Source organism: Cognataquiflexum nitidum (genome assembly GCF_022538055.1).
Taxonomy (GTDB): domain Bacteria; phylum Bacteroidota; class Bacteroidia; order Cytophagales; family Cyclobacteriaceae; genus Cognataquiflexum; species Cognataquiflexum nitidum.
Map to the genome: position 1 here is coordinate 101,007 of NZ_JAKZAM010000002.1, position 14,786 is coordinate 115,792.

The following is a 14,786-nucleotide window of genomic DNA, read 5'->3' on the forward strand; positions in this document are numbered from 1 at the left end:
ATTTATTTTCTCGATTCAAAGACCAAAATTGATTAAATTTATTTACAACTTGTTTTTGCTCACTTTTCTTTTTTTATCTTCTCTAATTCTTCAATTAAAATATGAAGATTAGATGAAGGGTTTTTATAGTGATTGGAATTTTTAGCCCTTTCACAAGCTTTTTTACAATTTTCATTAAGCTTCACCATTAATTTGTCATCGATAACCCCTTTTTTGTATTCTTTTCTATTTCTATTGCTTAATTCTTTGGTACAATCTGAACTTTTTAAAATTGCCTTTTGATCTTTATAATGATATAGAAACCAAAGTTCTATAGATGGATTGGATACAATCATTGTAGCCGTAGAAATCTTTTGGAGTTGTTTAATAATTTCAGGTGTGTCACCGTCATACATCAGGAAATCCTTATCCTTTATATCAACAGGCTTGCCTTGTTTTGATTTCTGAATGAAACTTTCATTAATATCTAATCCTCCAATTTTAGAATTGATTTCAATTGGCAGCCTATATTTTGAACGTAGGAATGAAATATAAGCAACTTCAGTTTGTCCCTCACAAAAAATCCAGTAAGTTGGATTAATTCGCTTTCCTTTTGCTCGGTTTCTTTTACTCATGCAAAATATGCTTGATGTTTTCTAAAGAATCATTAACAATAGGAACAGCATCAAACCTTCCTTGGAGGTAGGCCTTTTCAAGATCCATAGTATCCCTAAAATCACTATAATCGTATAGGGAGTACACTTCAGTGGATGCATCTTCTTTTTTATTGACAAAATAGATTTGATCCTTTCTCATTTTTTTTAAATCCAGGAACTTAGTATTATGTGTGGTGCATAAAAGTTGTGCATTTTCACCTGCCTTGAAAAAATTGAAGATGTACTCTATGATTTTCGGGTGCAAACTTTCTTCTATTTCATCTATCAAAAGAATTTTATTATTTCTTACCACATCAAGTATAGTAAGCATGATAAAAAATAATTTGATTGTTCCTTGAGACTCCTCAGAAAGAAAATCGAATGCTTTTCCTGGATCTTTTCGATGGTAGGTAGTTATATGCAAGCTTTCTTGAACAACTTCCTCTATTGTCAAAGTCAAAGTGTCAAGGTTTGCATTTACATTTTTTCCGGGCTGTTTGAGAGACTTAATCTTTACATCCACTATATCACTATCTGCTATTTTCAGCGCTTCCACCAGTTGTAGTTTGTTTTCATGGCTTAGATTTTCAAGAGCAGACTTTCCGAATCCAAGATATTGAAGAATAAAGGTTTTGTGAAAATAATTAAATATTTCCTTTGGTATTTCTCTATCCATTTGACTTGCTCTGCTTATATAAAGACTTTTATTAGAAGTATTATCTGCTACATCCAAAGGTCTTTTCATAACATCTCCAAAAGTGTAAATTTCACTCTTCTCCTTGCCTTTACTTTCATCTCTAGTAAAAATTTCTTTTATTCTTCCTTTAGGATAAAAATAAAGGCTTTCTTCCACTATCTGGGTAGGGGTCAGGCTAAAAGAATACTCATATTCAATACCATTTGAGATAAATCGAATAAAATATTTACTTGGCTTGTTTCCAAAACCATCAAATTTGAAAGGTTTAAAATTGAAAATAGTGTTTTCATTATGCTTATGTGATTCAAAAACCATGGCGTTACAAAAGCGAATTGCTTTTATAATATTGCTTTTGCCTGAAGCATTTGCGCCGTACATGATAACAGTCTTAAGGATATCGGTTTTTTGGAAGCGGAATACATTATCACATAAAGCTCTTGCATTAGCTGATTTGATCCCTGCACCACGAAAGTCAATGCAGATTTCATCCTTGATTGAGAAAAAGTTACTTATACGTATTTCAAGAATCATTTTATTTCCTTTTTTTGTAAAATAATTTCAAATATATCAATTAAAATCACTGATTCAATTTGATTTCACGATCTATATAAAAAAATTTCATGGTGTTCGATTGGTAATTAGTTTATCGAAAAAAATAAGATAGATTATCTCCAACCATTTCGGTATTAGAGATCCTAAAGAATTGAAAATTCGAGAGATCCTAAAAATCATAAAACCCTACACCTTCTCAAACACCAACCGAAAATGATCCATGACCTCCTTTTCAAAACAGACCTTGTTTGGACTTATTTTGAAAACTTCAACCAAGTGCCTGAATTCTTTGTCGGTAAAATACCTCGGAAGCAACGAGAGATAGAGTAAATACTTTTTGAGATGAAACTTTCTGAATTTTTTGCGCCATTGGGCAATGGTTTCGATATAATCCAGTCTTCCACTGCTTTTGGAAATCAATTTAAACCCGGGTTGGGCACAATTGACCACCATTTCGGGACCATAGGGAAGCCATGAACCGGGAAATTGCTTTACCATCAAGGCCATGATATGCGCCGGCGATCCTTTTTCTGCATTCACATCCATTTCTTCAAAATCGATCATATTCTTACTGAATGTCATGGTCTGCATGTAAAACCTTCCCCCAACCGGCAATAAATCATAAATCGTTTGGAAAAAATCGCGATACACTTGCTCCTGCTTGCCCGCTTTCCATTCTTCCACCGTACAGAAATGCTCTAACCCTCCGATGCAGACGATGGCGTCAAAAACCCCAAAGTCCTCCGGCTTTACATACCGGCAATCTTTCACCAAAACATTATAGCCATTCTTTTGGCATGCATTTGCCTGACCCTGCGAAAGTGTCAAACCGATGCTTATAGCACCTCGTTCGTCTGTGATATACCTGGTAAAAGGCGCCCAACCACAGGCCATGTCGAGGACTTTGCTGCCTTTTTTGATGTGGAGACTGTCAGCTATAAATTTGTGCTTTGCTTTTTGGGCATCTTCCAAAGTCATCGAAAAATCGCCATCATATTTGGCACCGCTGTAATCTCCTGTTTCTCCCATGCTGAGCCGGAAGATTTCGTCGATGGTGGTATAGGTAAAATCTAAATCTTTTTGGTCAGCCATGATATTATTCTAAAATCGTGATCAAATATTGTGTGAAACAAAAAATGCAGATATCCATCGAAAATGAACCGATACCAATAAGAATGCTGGTGTTTTACTTTACTTAAAGATAAATTTTTTGGCTGTATTTCCAATTATTATAATATACTATTTATCAACCCAATACAGAAAAATTTTGCAATTGGATTGATTTAATTGAACCTAAAATGAATTTATAGGAAAGACAGTCTGGCTGTTAGAGATTTTTACTTGTTCTTGTTTTCATTATTGCCATCGCAACGAGGAACTCGATATACACAAGAACAGCTACTATCATTATTTCCCCCAAAAAGTACGCAACGCCAAATGCTGTAAGTTGCGGAAAATAGACGAGGACAAGCCCCAAAGTCAAGACACAATAGAGCGAGTTGGCAATTCCAATTACCCATATAAACGGCACCCAATTCCCTTTTAAGAAAAGAAAGCAAGCTGCAGAATAAAGACAAAAAGCGGCAGAAATGAAAGATAGGTAAGTCAAAACCGAAACCGGTAATCCGAATAATTCATAGAAAGTTCTTAAGACTACAAACAAGGAAAGCGTGGTGAGCAATGCCCCCACGCTATCCACCAAAAACAAAATCCTTGGCTTCCCTGTCAGTCGAACGATGATATTATTAATGATACTTTTCACCTAAATTTAGTATTCATCGAAACCCAGATAAAATCTCTTTTGAATAGCTGTAGTCACATTTTATTTGTCTTCGACAAATTCCAAAATATCTCCCGGTTGGCAGTCCAAAGCTTGGCAGATTGCTTCCAAAGTACTGAAACGTATGGCTTTCGCTTTCCCGGTTTTTAAGATCGAGAGATTGGAAAGAGTCAGTTCCACTTTTTCTGACAATTCATTGAGCGACATTTTCCGCTTTGCCATTATTACATCCAAATTCACAATGATCGGCATGGTTTATACGGTTAAGTCTTGGTCGTTTTGTAATTCAATTCCTTTCTTGAATATCGTTGCAATGACGTAGATGACCGCTGCCATCAAAATAAAAGCCTGACTGTCTACCCAAAATCTATCGAGTTGATCGATTTCATAACCCCGATGTAGCAAGTTCTTGGCGGTTTGCCGTGCTATATAGCTCAAAATTCCTATGGAAAAAGTGAGGGAACTGATATGTGAAATCTGTTCGGAAACAAAACTGCTGAATGGCTTTGACAGATCAAGTTTGGTGATCAGTTTGATAAGGATATAAAACAGGTATGCTTTCAAAACCGAGATGACCATGATAAAGGAGTACATGCCGAAATAAGCCCATTTGCTGCGGTTATACATGTCACTTAGGTCCAATTTTTCATAAAGGTGGGCGATTATTTCAGGTTTGAATAGACTGTAAACAAAATTTACAATCAATGCGCCGGCCTCTATGCACAAGCCAACGAAGATTACCCAAGCCACCACAGTCAGGAATTTAAATACGAAGTTGCTGTTTTTTGACATCACTGTTAAAGTTTAAATTGATGTCACAAACATAAATACATATTTATTGAAAAACAATAAATATGTATTGTTAAATAAAATATAATTATTGAATAGGGTGATTTGAAAGATTTGGATCATTCAAATTCAAACCTACATGAGATCGGTTTAGGAACGAAAAAAGGCATGGTACTGATTTTAGCCTATGGAAGGAGCCTACAAAGTCGCTAAATCGAGTTTAATTTAATGAATAGGAAAAATCTTGAATTGACTCGTTTAGAAAATATGGTTTTGACTCCTTCCTTGGCGTTATTCTATTTTGTTTGCCTTCAATTCAGCTTTGATGTCCCTAAATTTCTTATAATTCATAATTGAATATTCTTTGATTTTTTCGAAGGTTTCTTTTGTCAAAACAGCCTCAGCCGCTAATTTGAACTGTCGGTTGGAAAGAAGCTCTTTTCTTTCATTTTCTTTTTCAGTAGCCCTTACCTCTTCAAGTCGTTTGTCAATGATATTTTGAAGGGTAGAAAGTACTGATATTTTTCCTTTGATCTCAGCTTTACCTACAATATCCTCCGTTTTTACAAGGAGAATATGGTATCGGGAAACCTCCTCTGTTAGATCAACCATCAACTCAAACAAACGCGAGGCGCTTTCGGAATGAATTACATCTTGCTTGATATTTTCTATATCCATTTTTGCCTCAGATTTTTTTGGTAATTTTAAATCGTTTTTAGTTTTGTGATCAGGCTCTAACGGAGGAAATAATTTCAACCTACGAAACATTACATGTAACCACACACCTTTTCAAATTTATTTGACCAATGTCCTCTTAAAGAACATCCTTGTAATAAATAGCCCCGTACCGTCTTCGACTCCGGCATGGCTTTCCACGCCACTTGTCACATAGGTCAAAGAAAAGCCTTCAGATTCCAACTCCATGATTCTTGCCCCGATCATGGCATCATTAGAGGCAATGTTCTGGAAATTGATCCCAACACCGCTGAAAAAGTTAAGCAGCTTGGCTTCGTCAAAATTGTTCACTTTGAGTTCACTGCGGCTTACCTCTCTTTGAGAAGAGGCCTTTCCATCGGTTCTCGTGGTTCGGAACTGCTCCGTGTTGACATCGGTCATGTTTTCAATCATTCGAGACCGACCGACTCCCATCGGTACAATTGATTCTACCACTGTGACGATTTTCCATTCATTGAATGGCACATTTGAATCTACTTGACCAAAAGAATGAATGCCAAAGCTTAAGAATAAAAAAAGGAAGAAAATAGATTTTTTCATGAGGAATTTAAATTAGGTGGATTTATGGTGTATTTTAAACGAAATATACCGCTGAATTTTTTAATTCCAAATAGTTTTGAAAAATAGGAAAGAAGAGTTAATTCTATTTGTGGTGGATTTAATTTGCTCAGAATGATTGAACACCTTCAGAATGAAATCACATTAAAATTTGATGGGATAATTGGCTAGAATTATATATCCTACTCAGTTTTAGCATCAGAGGGAGGTATTTAGAATTCACTTAAATCCATTTTTGGAACCGGGAAGGGAAGGGTAAAAGGGGAATGATTTGAATCTGTAGGCTAACCGCATTTCACCCCGGCAAACAATGAAATGGTAGGCAAAAACCTCCGATTGGAAGTTTTTAAGACTTTTTTTGTAAATGGTTAAAGAGAAATTGATTTTTCTTGTACCTTTTTCTTCGATTAAACCGAATCTGTTATGCAAAAAACCATTAGCCTTTTATTCACAACTCTTCTTTTCTTTTCCATAAACAGTTTTCCAATCCGGGCTCAATCCAATCAAAAGGAAATGGCCGCGAAGGTGGCCAATGGACTCCAGCTTAGAGGCATTGGTCCTGCCTTAATGGGTGGAAGAATTGCAGATATAGCCATCAACCCAATCCATAGCAGTACTTGGTATGTTGCTGTTGGCTCAGGGGGATTGTGGAAAACTACCAACAGTGGAACTACTTGGACACCTGTTTTTGACGCCCAGGCCTCTTATTCCATTGGTACAGTTGCTTTGGATCCCAATAATCCCGAAGTGGTCTGGGTAGGTACAGGCGAGAATGTGAGTGGCCGGCATGTAGGTTGGGGAGATGGGATATACAAAAGCATGGATGGAGGTGCCACCTGGCAGCAGATGGGATTGAAAAAGTCAGAGCATATAAGTAGAATTTTAATTGACCCCAGAAATTCTGAGGTGGTATATGTGGCAGCAGAAGGCCCATTGTGGTCATCGGGAGGCGAACGTGGCTTGTATAGAACCAAAGATGGGGGCAAGACCTGGCAATTGGTCCTTGAAATAGATGCAGATACAGGAGTCACTGATGCGGAATTTGACCCTTCAAATCCTGACATCGTCTATGCTGCAGCCTATCAAAGAAGAAGAAAAACCTGGGCCCTACTTGGTGGAGGTCCAAAGTCCGGAATCTATAAATCCTTGGATGGTGGCGAATCCTGGAGAAGGATTAATGCAGGATTGCCTCAAGGCGACATGGGAAAAATAGGGTTGGCAGTGACTCCAGCCAATCCACAAGTAGTATATGCGACCATAGAAGCAGACAATGCAAATAAGGGATTCTACCGCTCCACAGATAAAGGCGAAAGCTGGGAAAAGCGCAACAGTTATATTTCTGGGGGAACCGGGCCTCACTATTATCAGGAGATTGAAGCTTCACCCACCAATCCGGACCTGGTTTACCAGATGGATGTTTTTATAAATGTAACCCGCGATGGTGGAAAGACATTCGATTATGCCGAAACCGGAAGAACGAAACACAGCGACAACCACGCGTTGTGGATTAACCCTGCCAATGGACAGCATTTGATAGTGGGAACAGACGGAGGTTTGTATGAGTCCTTTGATGAAGGAGTTACCTGGCGTCACTTCCCTAACCTGCCTGTCTCACAATTTTATAAGGTAGGACTAGATAATGCAGAACCGTTTTATAATGTGGTAGTGGGAGCGCAAGACCTTGGAACTTTGCTAGGTCCCTCTCGAACGACCAATGTAGAGGGTGTGCGAAATCAGGACTGGTACGTCCCCTTGGGGGCCGATGGCTATGATGTCGCTTTCGATCCCAAAGATCCCAATATTGTGTATATGGAAATTCAACAGGGCGAATTACACCGTCACAATAGAACCACCCTAGAAATATTAAATATTCAGCCACAACCGGAACCTAATGACCCTCCCGAAAGATGGAACTGGGATAGCCCAATTCAGGTAAGCCCCCATGACCATAAAACACTCTATTTTGGATCGCAAAGGGTTTGGAAAAGTACCGACCGCGGTAATTCATGGAAGGCGATCAGCGGTGACCTGACCACCAACCTCGGCAGGTATGAAATGGAAATGATGGGCCGTGTACCAAGTATTGACGCATTGTATGACAACGGTGCCATGTCGAAATTTGCCACTCTGACCACAATTTCGGAATCAACCCTGCAAGCAGGATTACTCTATGCCGGCTCGGATGATGGCCTGATCCATGTGACCGAAGATGATGGGCAAAACTGGAGGAAAAGTGGAAGCCTGCCCAAGGTTCCGGCACTGACATCCATCAATAATATCGAAGCCTCTTCCCATGATGTCAACACAGTATTTGCCGCAGCCGATGCGCACCAATTGGGAGATTATGCTTCTTATGTTTTCATCAGTACAGACAAAGGAAAAACCTGGCGCTCTATTGCGGGAGACTTGCCTGTCAATACGCTTGTTTGGGTGATCAAACAGGACCATGTAGATGAAAACTTGCTTTTCATCGGAACGGAGTACGGGATTTATTTTTCTGTGAATAAAGGTGTCAATTGGACCAAGCTGAATGCAGGCGTTCCCACCATTCCTTTCAGGGATCTTGCGCTACATGCCGGAGACAATGATTTGGTAGGGGCAAGTTTTGGGCGCGGGATTTATGTTTTGGATGATTATTCTCCTTTGAGGGAGATCAACAAATTGGCCAATGCCAATTCAAATATCGTCTTGCCTGTGAGGGATGCTTGGTGGTATGTCCCTAACGAACCCATGCAGGCCAAAGGAATGCCTTCTCAGGGATCTACCAGTTTTGTAAGCGATAACCCACCTTTCGGCGCAGTATTTACCTATTTCATAAATGACCTTCCCAAAACAGAAAAAGCTGTGCGGAAAGAATCGGAGAAGAAGCTCAACGAGCAAAAAGCCAGCATTCCTTTTCCCGGTTGGGATCAACTGAGGGGAGAGTCTATCGAAGAGGAACCAAGTGTCATGCTTTTGGTACGGGATAAAAACAGGGAGGCCATACGTTGGATCGAAGGGGTAGCGAAAACAGGCTTGCATCGGGTAGGTTGGGATCTGAGACTGTCTCCGCCCGATCCTATCGAACTCAGCGTTCCCGCCTTCCAACCACCTTGGGTAAGCGATCCGCAGGGACCTTTGGTAGCGCCCGGGAAATACAGTGTCGAGCTCTATGTCATAAAAAATGGAAAACTGGAACTTCAAGGAGACGCGAAGGAGTTTATGGTGAAACCTGTTCATCCGACAAGTGATGATTATGAGGCGATGGCGGCTTTTAAAAAGCAAACCAGTGATCTTTCCCGAAGGACCTCAAGTGCTGCCAGCCAATTGAGTGAGGCCGGTGATAAGCTTCGCTATATCAAAGCGGCATTGACAAAAACTCCAAATGCATCTCCTGATTTATTTACACAATTGACCGCACTGAATGCCTCTTTATTTAACCTGAGAACTGTACTATTTGGAGACAGAGTGCTTCAAAGCAAGGATGAGTCCACTTCCCCTTCCATCATGAGTAGGGTAGGAGCGGTGATTTATGGACATTGGAATACTACTGAGCCTCCAACAGCCACCCACATACGGAATATTGAAATCGCACAAAGTGAGTTTGATCAATATTTGAAAGATGCTTCAGCCTTTTATAATGAATTGGCGGACTTTGAGGTAAAGCTGGAAAAAGCAGGAGCACCTTATACGCCAAATAGAAAAATGGATTAAAGGACAAGGCCAAAATATTGAACTTAGCAAAAAAAAACAGGGGCAAGTGAAATACTACTTGACCCTGTTTTTTATAAAATACACTTTAAAGGTTAATTTTATTTAAAAAATTTGTTTTTTAAAACTTTATCGTGATACCTTTGCAAAAAACATCCAAAGAAAAAGTCGATGAATTCTTAAAGGATTTTAAGATAAAAATGAAGTTTTGGGGAGTGATCTTCTTGGATGACAGAGGAAAAAACTTTGAGACCCTCACCCAACTTGATATCCGTCCTAAGGATCGTGAGCAAATTCTAGAAGAATTAATTGCTGAAGATTATGCAGAAGGTCCTAAACCGGAAGAAATGTACGGCACCAAAGAAATGTGGGTCTTTGGGAAAATTGTAAAAGGGCAGGAAATCTACATTAAGATTACTAAAGGAATACCGGGATCAAATGTTCTATGCATTTCTTTTCATTTTGCCGAGCGAAAAATAAAATACCCTTTTAAAACAGCGATTTTATGAAAAGTCCATTAACTGGCAAAGAAATGCCATTAAAGCATGAAGCACGAACTGTTACTTTTCGGAAGGAGGAAATCAGAATAAGATTTCAATTTTATCTGTGTGAGGAAACCGGAGAAAAATTCACGACAACAGAATTAGATGAATTTAATCTATTAATGGTAGAACATGCCTACAGAGCAAAAAAACACATTCCTCAGCGCGAAGAGTTTATTGAAATAAGAGAAAAGTATGGTTTATCCGCTATCAGGATGGGAGAAATTATGGGTTTCGGTCAAAACACATACGGACTTTATGAGAAAGGGGAACTTCCTTCCTTGGCAAATGCAAACTTAATTAAACTGGCTCGGGATCCATATAAGTTTAAGGCCTTGGTAGAGGATTGGAATCCTAAATCTGACAATACTAAAGCCGAACTGGTAAAGAGAATAGATCGATTGATTTCATCAGAAAAATTAAAACTAATTAACCTTGATAATTATCTGCTGGGAGATGGGGAAGCTTCTGTTTTAACAGGCTACACTAAGCCAAACCTAGAGAAACTAGTTGAAATGATAGTGTTTTTTTCACACGAGGTTCCTTGCTTCAAGACGAAGATGAATAAGCTGTTATTTTATGCAGATTTCTCTTACTTCAAATATTTTGGAAATTCTATAAGCGGATTAAAGTATAAGGCAATAAACTATGGTCCTGTACCTAATATGTTTGAAACAATTTTTGAAAACCTATCAGAAGACGATGTTATAGACATTAAATATGAAGATAAGCCTGATGGAATAAGGATAGAAAAACTGGTGGGAAGAAAAGATAGACTTTTCAATCCAGAAATCTTTTCAAAAGAAGAATTAGAAACGCTTGAAAAAATAAAGACCCAGTTCAAAGATGTTTCCACCAATGGGATAGTTGATACCAGTCATCTTGAAAAAGGTTGGTTGGAGAATGTTCATGGCAAACAATTTATTTCCTATGAATATGCACTAGAACTTAAGGCGGTATGATGGGTTTGGAAAATTGGAATTGAAAGATTGGTATTGGTTTCAACTGCTGTTTGAGAAACTTCCGAATAGAAGCGTTCAAATTTCGGCTTGTCTTACTTGATTAAAAATCCAATTTGAAATTAGAAGGAGTTAAGCGAAAATATTGACCTTAGCTAAAAAAAACAGGGGCAAGCAACAAGCTATCTGTCCCTGTTTTTTATTTCCCACCACTTATTGGTTGGGCTAGAACCGGGTATAACTTTCTCGCCCATAAGGGGTGTCACCAGTTCGATGTTTTTTTCTGCTGCCATGTCAGCTACCATTTTGATTGATTCATCCCAGGGGTGCATTGCCAAATCAAAAACGCCCCAATGTATGGGAAACATGAGTTGTGTATTGATTTCCTGACATAACTGAACTGCCTGATCCGGGAAGAGGTGGGTCAAGGGCCATCCTTTGTTCCAGCCATCTATCTCCACAAAAGCCAGGTCGAAAGGACCATATTTTTCTCCTATGTCTTTCAGGTGTGAGCCGTAGCCGGTATCGCCACTTACAAACAGGTTTTTCTCATCTCCCTTAATGGCAAAAGAAGCCCAAAGGGTTTTATTCCTATCATCAAAACTCCGGCTAGTGTAGTGGATCCCCGGAAGGGCAGTGATTTGCAACGAACCAACAGTCTTGGCATCATGCCAACCCAACTCGCTGATGTTGTTTTTCTGAATACCCCAACTTTCCAATCTGCTGCCTACACCCAACGGTACTATAAATTTCGTGTTTCTAGATGCCAGAAATCTTATGGTAGCAGCTTCCAAATGATCGTAATGATCGTGGGTAATGACCACCAAATCAATCTCGGGCAGTTCCTCTCTTTTGATGGGAGACACATCAAACCTTCTCAAAATAAAGGGTAGGGGGCCTCCATTTTCGAACACAGGATCGAATAAGATCCGCTTCCCGTCAAGCTCAAGGATAAATGTGGAGTGACCCAACCAATAGGCAGCAAAATCAGAAGGGGTTTCTGAAAAATCACTTTTGGTAATCATCTTTTTGGGTAATGAAAAACCCGGTGCATTTGGGGAAGTTTTAAAAAACCGTGCAGGACCTGAATCGCCTCCTGTGGTCTGTTCCGGGTAATAGGGCAATGTCTCCGGACTTATAAACTGATCGGTATCTGCATCATAATATGCCAACCTGGAGAATCTTGCCTTGCGGTCTTCCAAGGAATCCAAACTGCCCATTTGTTTACTTACATAATATGCCAAACTCCCTGCAACCATCAGAATAATGGCTAAGGTCCAGAGTACTATTTTCAATATTTTCTTCATTTTTATAAATGTTTACTCAATGTCGTTTAGATAAGCTTTTGCATTATACAAACCTTTTCCAAAGTTGGGACCAGACCAAGAAAATCTTAAAACATCCATTCCGAACTTTGGAAAAGTTTATCGAATCTCCTCAAAAAAACGACATTGAATGGTTACTTTGGTGATTGAGTTTGGAGAATGGTATTCGAAGCCGAATCCTTCAAATACTTTTTCCAAATATTCCTTGTTTGATTCCTCTTAAGAACTTATAAACAATGGGGATTGGGTCATCAATTTTGTAACGCAAAGGAGTGTTTTTCCATATAAATCCCGTCTTGAAAAGTAAAGCTTTGTCTTTTTTATAAACCTGGTTTAGCCCATGCAAATTGACATAACTGAACTGCTTGTAGGCATGAGGTTCAATATTTTTGTCAACCGTCAGTTGTATCAACAGTTGAGGGAAATTTACTCCGGCCATGAGGGAGGCTGTTAATGAATTCCAAAACCTAGGATTAATTTCCAACACATAAAACACCTCTGCCTCAGAATCAAAGAGCAAATCAATATTGGCAACACCGGACCAATGAAGTGATTTCATCAAATTTTTCATCATTTGATACAAGGGTTCATTGTAGACGAAGTCCATTCCCACTTGGGCGGTGAAGGGTTTGGAATCCCAAAAAGTTCCTTTTTGAATCGTGTATGCCAAAATATCACCTTCGTAGCATAACAGATTGCAGCAATAATCAACTCCTCTCTTAAATTCTTGGAGGATATATTCCTCCCTGAGTCCAATGGATTCAAAATGCTTTGCCAAGGCATCTTGGTTTTCGAATTTCACTATGCCCCTTCCGTTTCCTGATTTAAGCGGTTTGGCTAAAATTGGAAAGCCTAAAGTTAACTGCTCTCTTTTTTGGATTATATCTAAAGATAGCCGAACGGTCCTGGGTCCTGCTATCCCTATCTCCTGAATGTGTTTGGCTAACAAGCCCTTATTTGCCGCGACTATATAATTATCTAAAGATGGTAAGGGGATCAGTTTATCGCTTTGTAAAAGACTTTTATGTTCGATGAGTTTTTTGATACCTCTATCCCATATTGGCATAATGACGTCTATGCCATATTCTTCCACCACGTTGTTAATGTCCTCAATCCAATCTAGAACATTGCTTTTTTGTGGAAAATATAAAAAGCGAAACACATGTCGTGAATAGCGCAAATGATGATTCCTTTTTGTAGACATGACAAAAAGGCGAATATTTTTTAAGTGAGAGACACAATAAAGCACGTTTTGTAAGGAGGAACCCTCACCATCAGGAATTAAAATTGAATAAACGTTTTTTTCTACTTTCATTTAAGCGGTTGCTTCTGGGTTTATCATTCGCCTTTTTTGATCGTTTGGCTACGATAATTTTAAAATAAAGCCAAATGTACTTACCCTTCCTTTAAGAAAGATTAGGAGGTTAAGTCAAATGTCCATTTAACCCAAGGTTAAATTGTTTGGAAGAAATGCAAAATTCAAAAAGAGTCGCAAATCAATTCTCAAAAACCAGTCCAAATGAAATTGTAGGAAGAAGACCTCATGAAGTCTCTGGATAGGGGAGCAGCAAAGAAAATTAATTCCTTATGAACTTGCACAGGAATTTAAGGCGGTTTGATGGGTTTGAAAATGAGTAGGGGTGGCGCGTAACTGCAAAAAAAGAGATAGATTACCAATAAACAAAAGAATCTCTTTAAAGTTAATTTTGGTGCCTGCAATCATCTGGAAAGCCAGAAGTTTTTGTGTGTATCCGCTTCATTGCACGTATCCAAACAAATAATTGTTGAGGAACAATAAGCGGTTCTGTGGACAGTGGACTGTGGTCCGTGGACAAGTATCCGCATCCGATAAAGTCTTCAAGCCCAACGTGCAACATTGCGGATACTTTTTCAATATTGATGCTTCCCCACCGTCCAGCCATTCTCTTTTAAATGCTTATCACCGGATTCTATAGCTTCCTTTTCAAGTTCGGTACCCATGGAATCATTCCATCTGTTCAAAAATCCAAAAAGCGCTATCACGCCAAGAATTTCCACAATCTCACCTTCATCCCAATACAACCTCAGTTTTTCGGCAACTGCATCATCCACTGCATTTGGTATGACCGAACTTGCAAATGCAAATTCCAGTGCCGCCCGTTCCGCTTCCGAAAACGCATCATTTGTCCTAAACTCCCAAATGTTTGCCAGCTTTTGCTCATCCGCACCATACCGCTCCGCAGCCCTGATGGTATGGGCCTGACAATACCTGCATCCTGCCACATTGCTGCTGATGTATCCGATCAGCCTTTTCAGTGAACTTGTCACCCTGCCCTTATTTTCCATCACGGCCTTGTTGAGAGCAATGAAAGCGTAAGCAATGGAAGGTCGGTGATACATCGTTTTCACACTGTTAGGGCAAAAACCCAATGTTTCATTAAAAAACCGGATCAAATCCTGGAAATCCTTGTCTTCTTTTTCTGTGGAGGGGAGTACTAATGGTCTTTTCATAATTAGAATTTCAATTGATAAAAAAAGCAAAGAA

Annotated in this window: 14 protein-coding genes; 3 read left to right on the forward strand and 11 right to left on the reverse strand. The window is 39.1% G+C overall.

Annotated features, from left to right (window positions below; translation table 11 throughout):
• Window positions 1-59: 59 nt before the first annotated feature.
• The 8 genes from MMU07_RS01635 to MMU07_RS01670 form a co-directional block, all read right to left on the reverse strand.
• Window positions 60-614 (reverse strand): RloB family protein, encoded by a 555-nt coding sequence (locus tag MMU07_RS01635; protein WP_241124087.1) that lies wholly within the window; start codon window positions 612-614, stop codon window positions 60-62.
• Entirely contained in the window at window positions 607-1,863 is a 1,257-nt protein-coding gene (locus tag MMU07_RS01640; protein ID WP_241124088.1) for an AAA family ATPase, read from the reverse strand. Before MMU07_RS01640 ends, MMU07_RS01635 begins: the two co-directional genes overlap by 8 nt.
• 207 nt (window positions 1,864-2,070) lie before the next feature.
• A complete protein-coding gene (locus tag MMU07_RS01645; protein ID WP_241124089.1) occupies window positions 2,071-2,976 on the reverse strand; it encodes a class I SAM-dependent methyltransferase in 906 nt (301 codons plus the stop codon).
• Between the two features lie 235 nt (window positions 2,977-3,211).
• Window positions 3,212-3,646, reverse strand: coding sequence for a hypothetical protein (locus MMU07_RS01650; RefSeq protein WP_241124090.1), 435 nt, complete (start codon window positions 3,644-3,646; stop codon window positions 3,212-3,214).
• A gap of 60 nt (window positions 3,647-3,706) precedes the next feature.
• Entirely contained in the window at window positions 3,707-3,916 is a 210-nt protein-coding gene (locus MMU07_RS01655; RefSeq protein ID WP_241124091.1) for a helix-turn-helix domain-containing protein, read from the reverse strand.
• A 3-nt stretch (window positions 3,917-3,919) separates the two neighbouring features.
• Window positions 3,920-4,456 carry a DUF2975 domain-containing protein gene (locus MMU07_RS01660; RefSeq protein WP_241124092.1) on the reverse strand — a complete coding sequence of 179 codons (537 nt, stop codon included), beginning with the start codon at window positions 4,454-4,456 and terminating at the stop codon, window positions 3,920-3,922.
• Window positions 4,457-4,744: 288 nt separating this feature from the next.
• Window positions 4,745-5,131, reverse strand: coding sequence for a hypothetical protein (locus MMU07_RS01665; protein WP_241124093.1), 387 nt, complete (start codon window positions 5,129-5,131; stop codon window positions 4,745-4,747).
• A 117-nt stretch (window positions 5,132-5,248) separates the two neighbouring features.
• Entirely contained in the window at window positions 5,249-5,728 is a 480-nt protein-coding gene (locus tag MMU07_RS01670; RefSeq protein ID WP_241124094.1) for a hypothetical protein, read from the reverse strand.
• Window positions 5,729-6,169: 441 nt separating this feature from the next.
• Here MMU07_RS01670 and MMU07_RS01675 point away from each other — a divergent pair, with 441 nt between their 5' ends.
• From MMU07_RS01675 to MMU07_RS01685, 3 genes are all read left to right on the forward strand, one after another.
• Window positions 6,170-9,439, forward strand: a complete 3,270-nt coding sequence (locus MMU07_RS01675) for a WD40/YVTN/BNR-like repeat-containing protein (protein WP_241124095.1) — start codon at window positions 6,170-6,172, stop codon at window positions 9,437-9,439.
• Window positions 9,440-9,579: 140 nt separating this feature from the next.
• Entirely contained in the window at window positions 9,580-9,945 is a 366-nt protein-coding gene (locus tag MMU07_RS01680; RefSeq protein WP_241124096.1) for a hypothetical protein, read from the forward strand.
• Window positions 9,942-10,940 (forward strand): type II toxin-antitoxin system antitoxin SocA domain-containing protein, encoded by a 999-nt coding sequence (locus tag MMU07_RS01685; RefSeq protein ID WP_241124097.1) that lies wholly within the window; start codon window positions 9,942-9,944, stop codon window positions 10,938-10,940. Before MMU07_RS01680 ends, MMU07_RS01685 begins: the two co-directional genes overlap by 4 nt.
• 179 nt (window positions 10,941-11,119) lie before the next feature.
• On the opposite strand, the gene MMU07_RS01690 is transcribed toward MMU07_RS01685, so the two are convergent.
• The 3 genes from MMU07_RS01690 to MMU07_RS01700 all read right to left on the reverse strand — a co-directional run bounded on the left by MMU07_RS01690 (window position 11,120) and on the right by MMU07_RS01700 (window position 14,752).
• The gene (locus MMU07_RS01690) at window positions 11,120-12,244 is read right to left on the reverse strand and encodes an MBL fold metallo-hydrolase (RefSeq protein ID WP_241124098.1); all 1,125 of its coding nucleotides are present in this window, start codon (window positions 12,242-12,244) and stop codon (window positions 11,120-11,122) included.
• Window positions 12,245-12,443: 199 nt separating this feature from the next.
• Entirely contained in the window at window positions 12,444-13,466 is a 1,023-nt protein-coding gene (locus MMU07_RS01695) for an ATP-grasp domain-containing protein (protein WP_241124099.1), read from the reverse strand.
• Window positions 13,467-14,152: 686 nt separating this feature from the next.
• Entirely contained in the window at window positions 14,153-14,752 is a 600-nt protein-coding gene (locus tag MMU07_RS01700; RefSeq protein WP_241124100.1) for a carboxymuconolactone decarboxylase family protein, read from the reverse strand.
• Window positions 14,753-14,786 lie beyond the last annotated feature (34 nt).

Excerpts from the sequence above, each read along its gene's own strand:
- MMU07_RS01635 (WP_241124087.1), bottom strand. The coding sequence starts at position 614 with ATGAGTAAAAGAAACCGAGCAAAAGGAAAGCGAATTAATCCAACTTAC.
- MMU07_RS01640 (WP_241124088.1), bottom strand. The coding sequence starts at position 1,863 with ATGATTCTTGAAATACGTATAAGTAACTTTTTCTCAATCAAGGATGAA.
- MMU07_RS01645 (WP_241124089.1), bottom strand. The coding sequence starts at position 2,976 with ATGGCTGACCAAAAAGATTTAGATTTTACCTATACCACCATCGACGAA.
- MMU07_RS01655 (WP_241124091.1), bottom strand. The coding sequence starts at position 3,916 with ATGCCGATCATTGTGAATTTGGATGTAATAATGGCAAAGCGGAAAATG.
- MMU07_RS01660 (WP_241124092.1), bottom strand. The coding sequence starts at position 4,456 with ATGTCAAAAAACAGCAACTTCGTATTTAAATTCCTGACTGTGGTGGCT.
- MMU07_RS01665 (WP_241124093.1), bottom strand. The coding sequence starts at position 5,131 with ATGGATATAGAAAATATCAAGCAAGATGTAATTCATTCCGAAAGCGCC.
- MMU07_RS01670 (WP_241124094.1), bottom strand. The coding sequence starts at position 5,728 with ATGAAAAAATCTATTTTCTTCCTTTTTTTATTCTTAAGCTTTGGCATT.
- MMU07_RS01675 (WP_241124095.1), top strand. The coding sequence starts at position 6,170 with ATGCAAAAAACCATTAGCCTTTTATTCACAACTCTTCTTTTCTTTTCC.
- MMU07_RS01685 (WP_241124097.1), top strand. The coding sequence starts at position 9,942 with ATGAAAAGTCCATTAACTGGCAAAGAAATGCCATTAAAGCATGAAGCA.
- MMU07_RS01690 (WP_241124098.1), bottom strand. The coding sequence starts at position 12,244 with ATGAAGAAAATATTGAAAATAGTACTCTGGACCTTAGCCATTATTCTG.
- MMU07_RS01695 (WP_241124099.1), bottom strand. The coding sequence starts at position 13,466 with ATGTCTACAAAAAGGAATCATCATTTGCGCTATTCACGACATGTGTTT.
- MMU07_RS01700 (WP_241124100.1), bottom strand. The coding sequence starts at position 14,752 with ATGAAAAGACCATTAGTACTCCCCTCCACAGAAAAAGAAGACAAGGAT.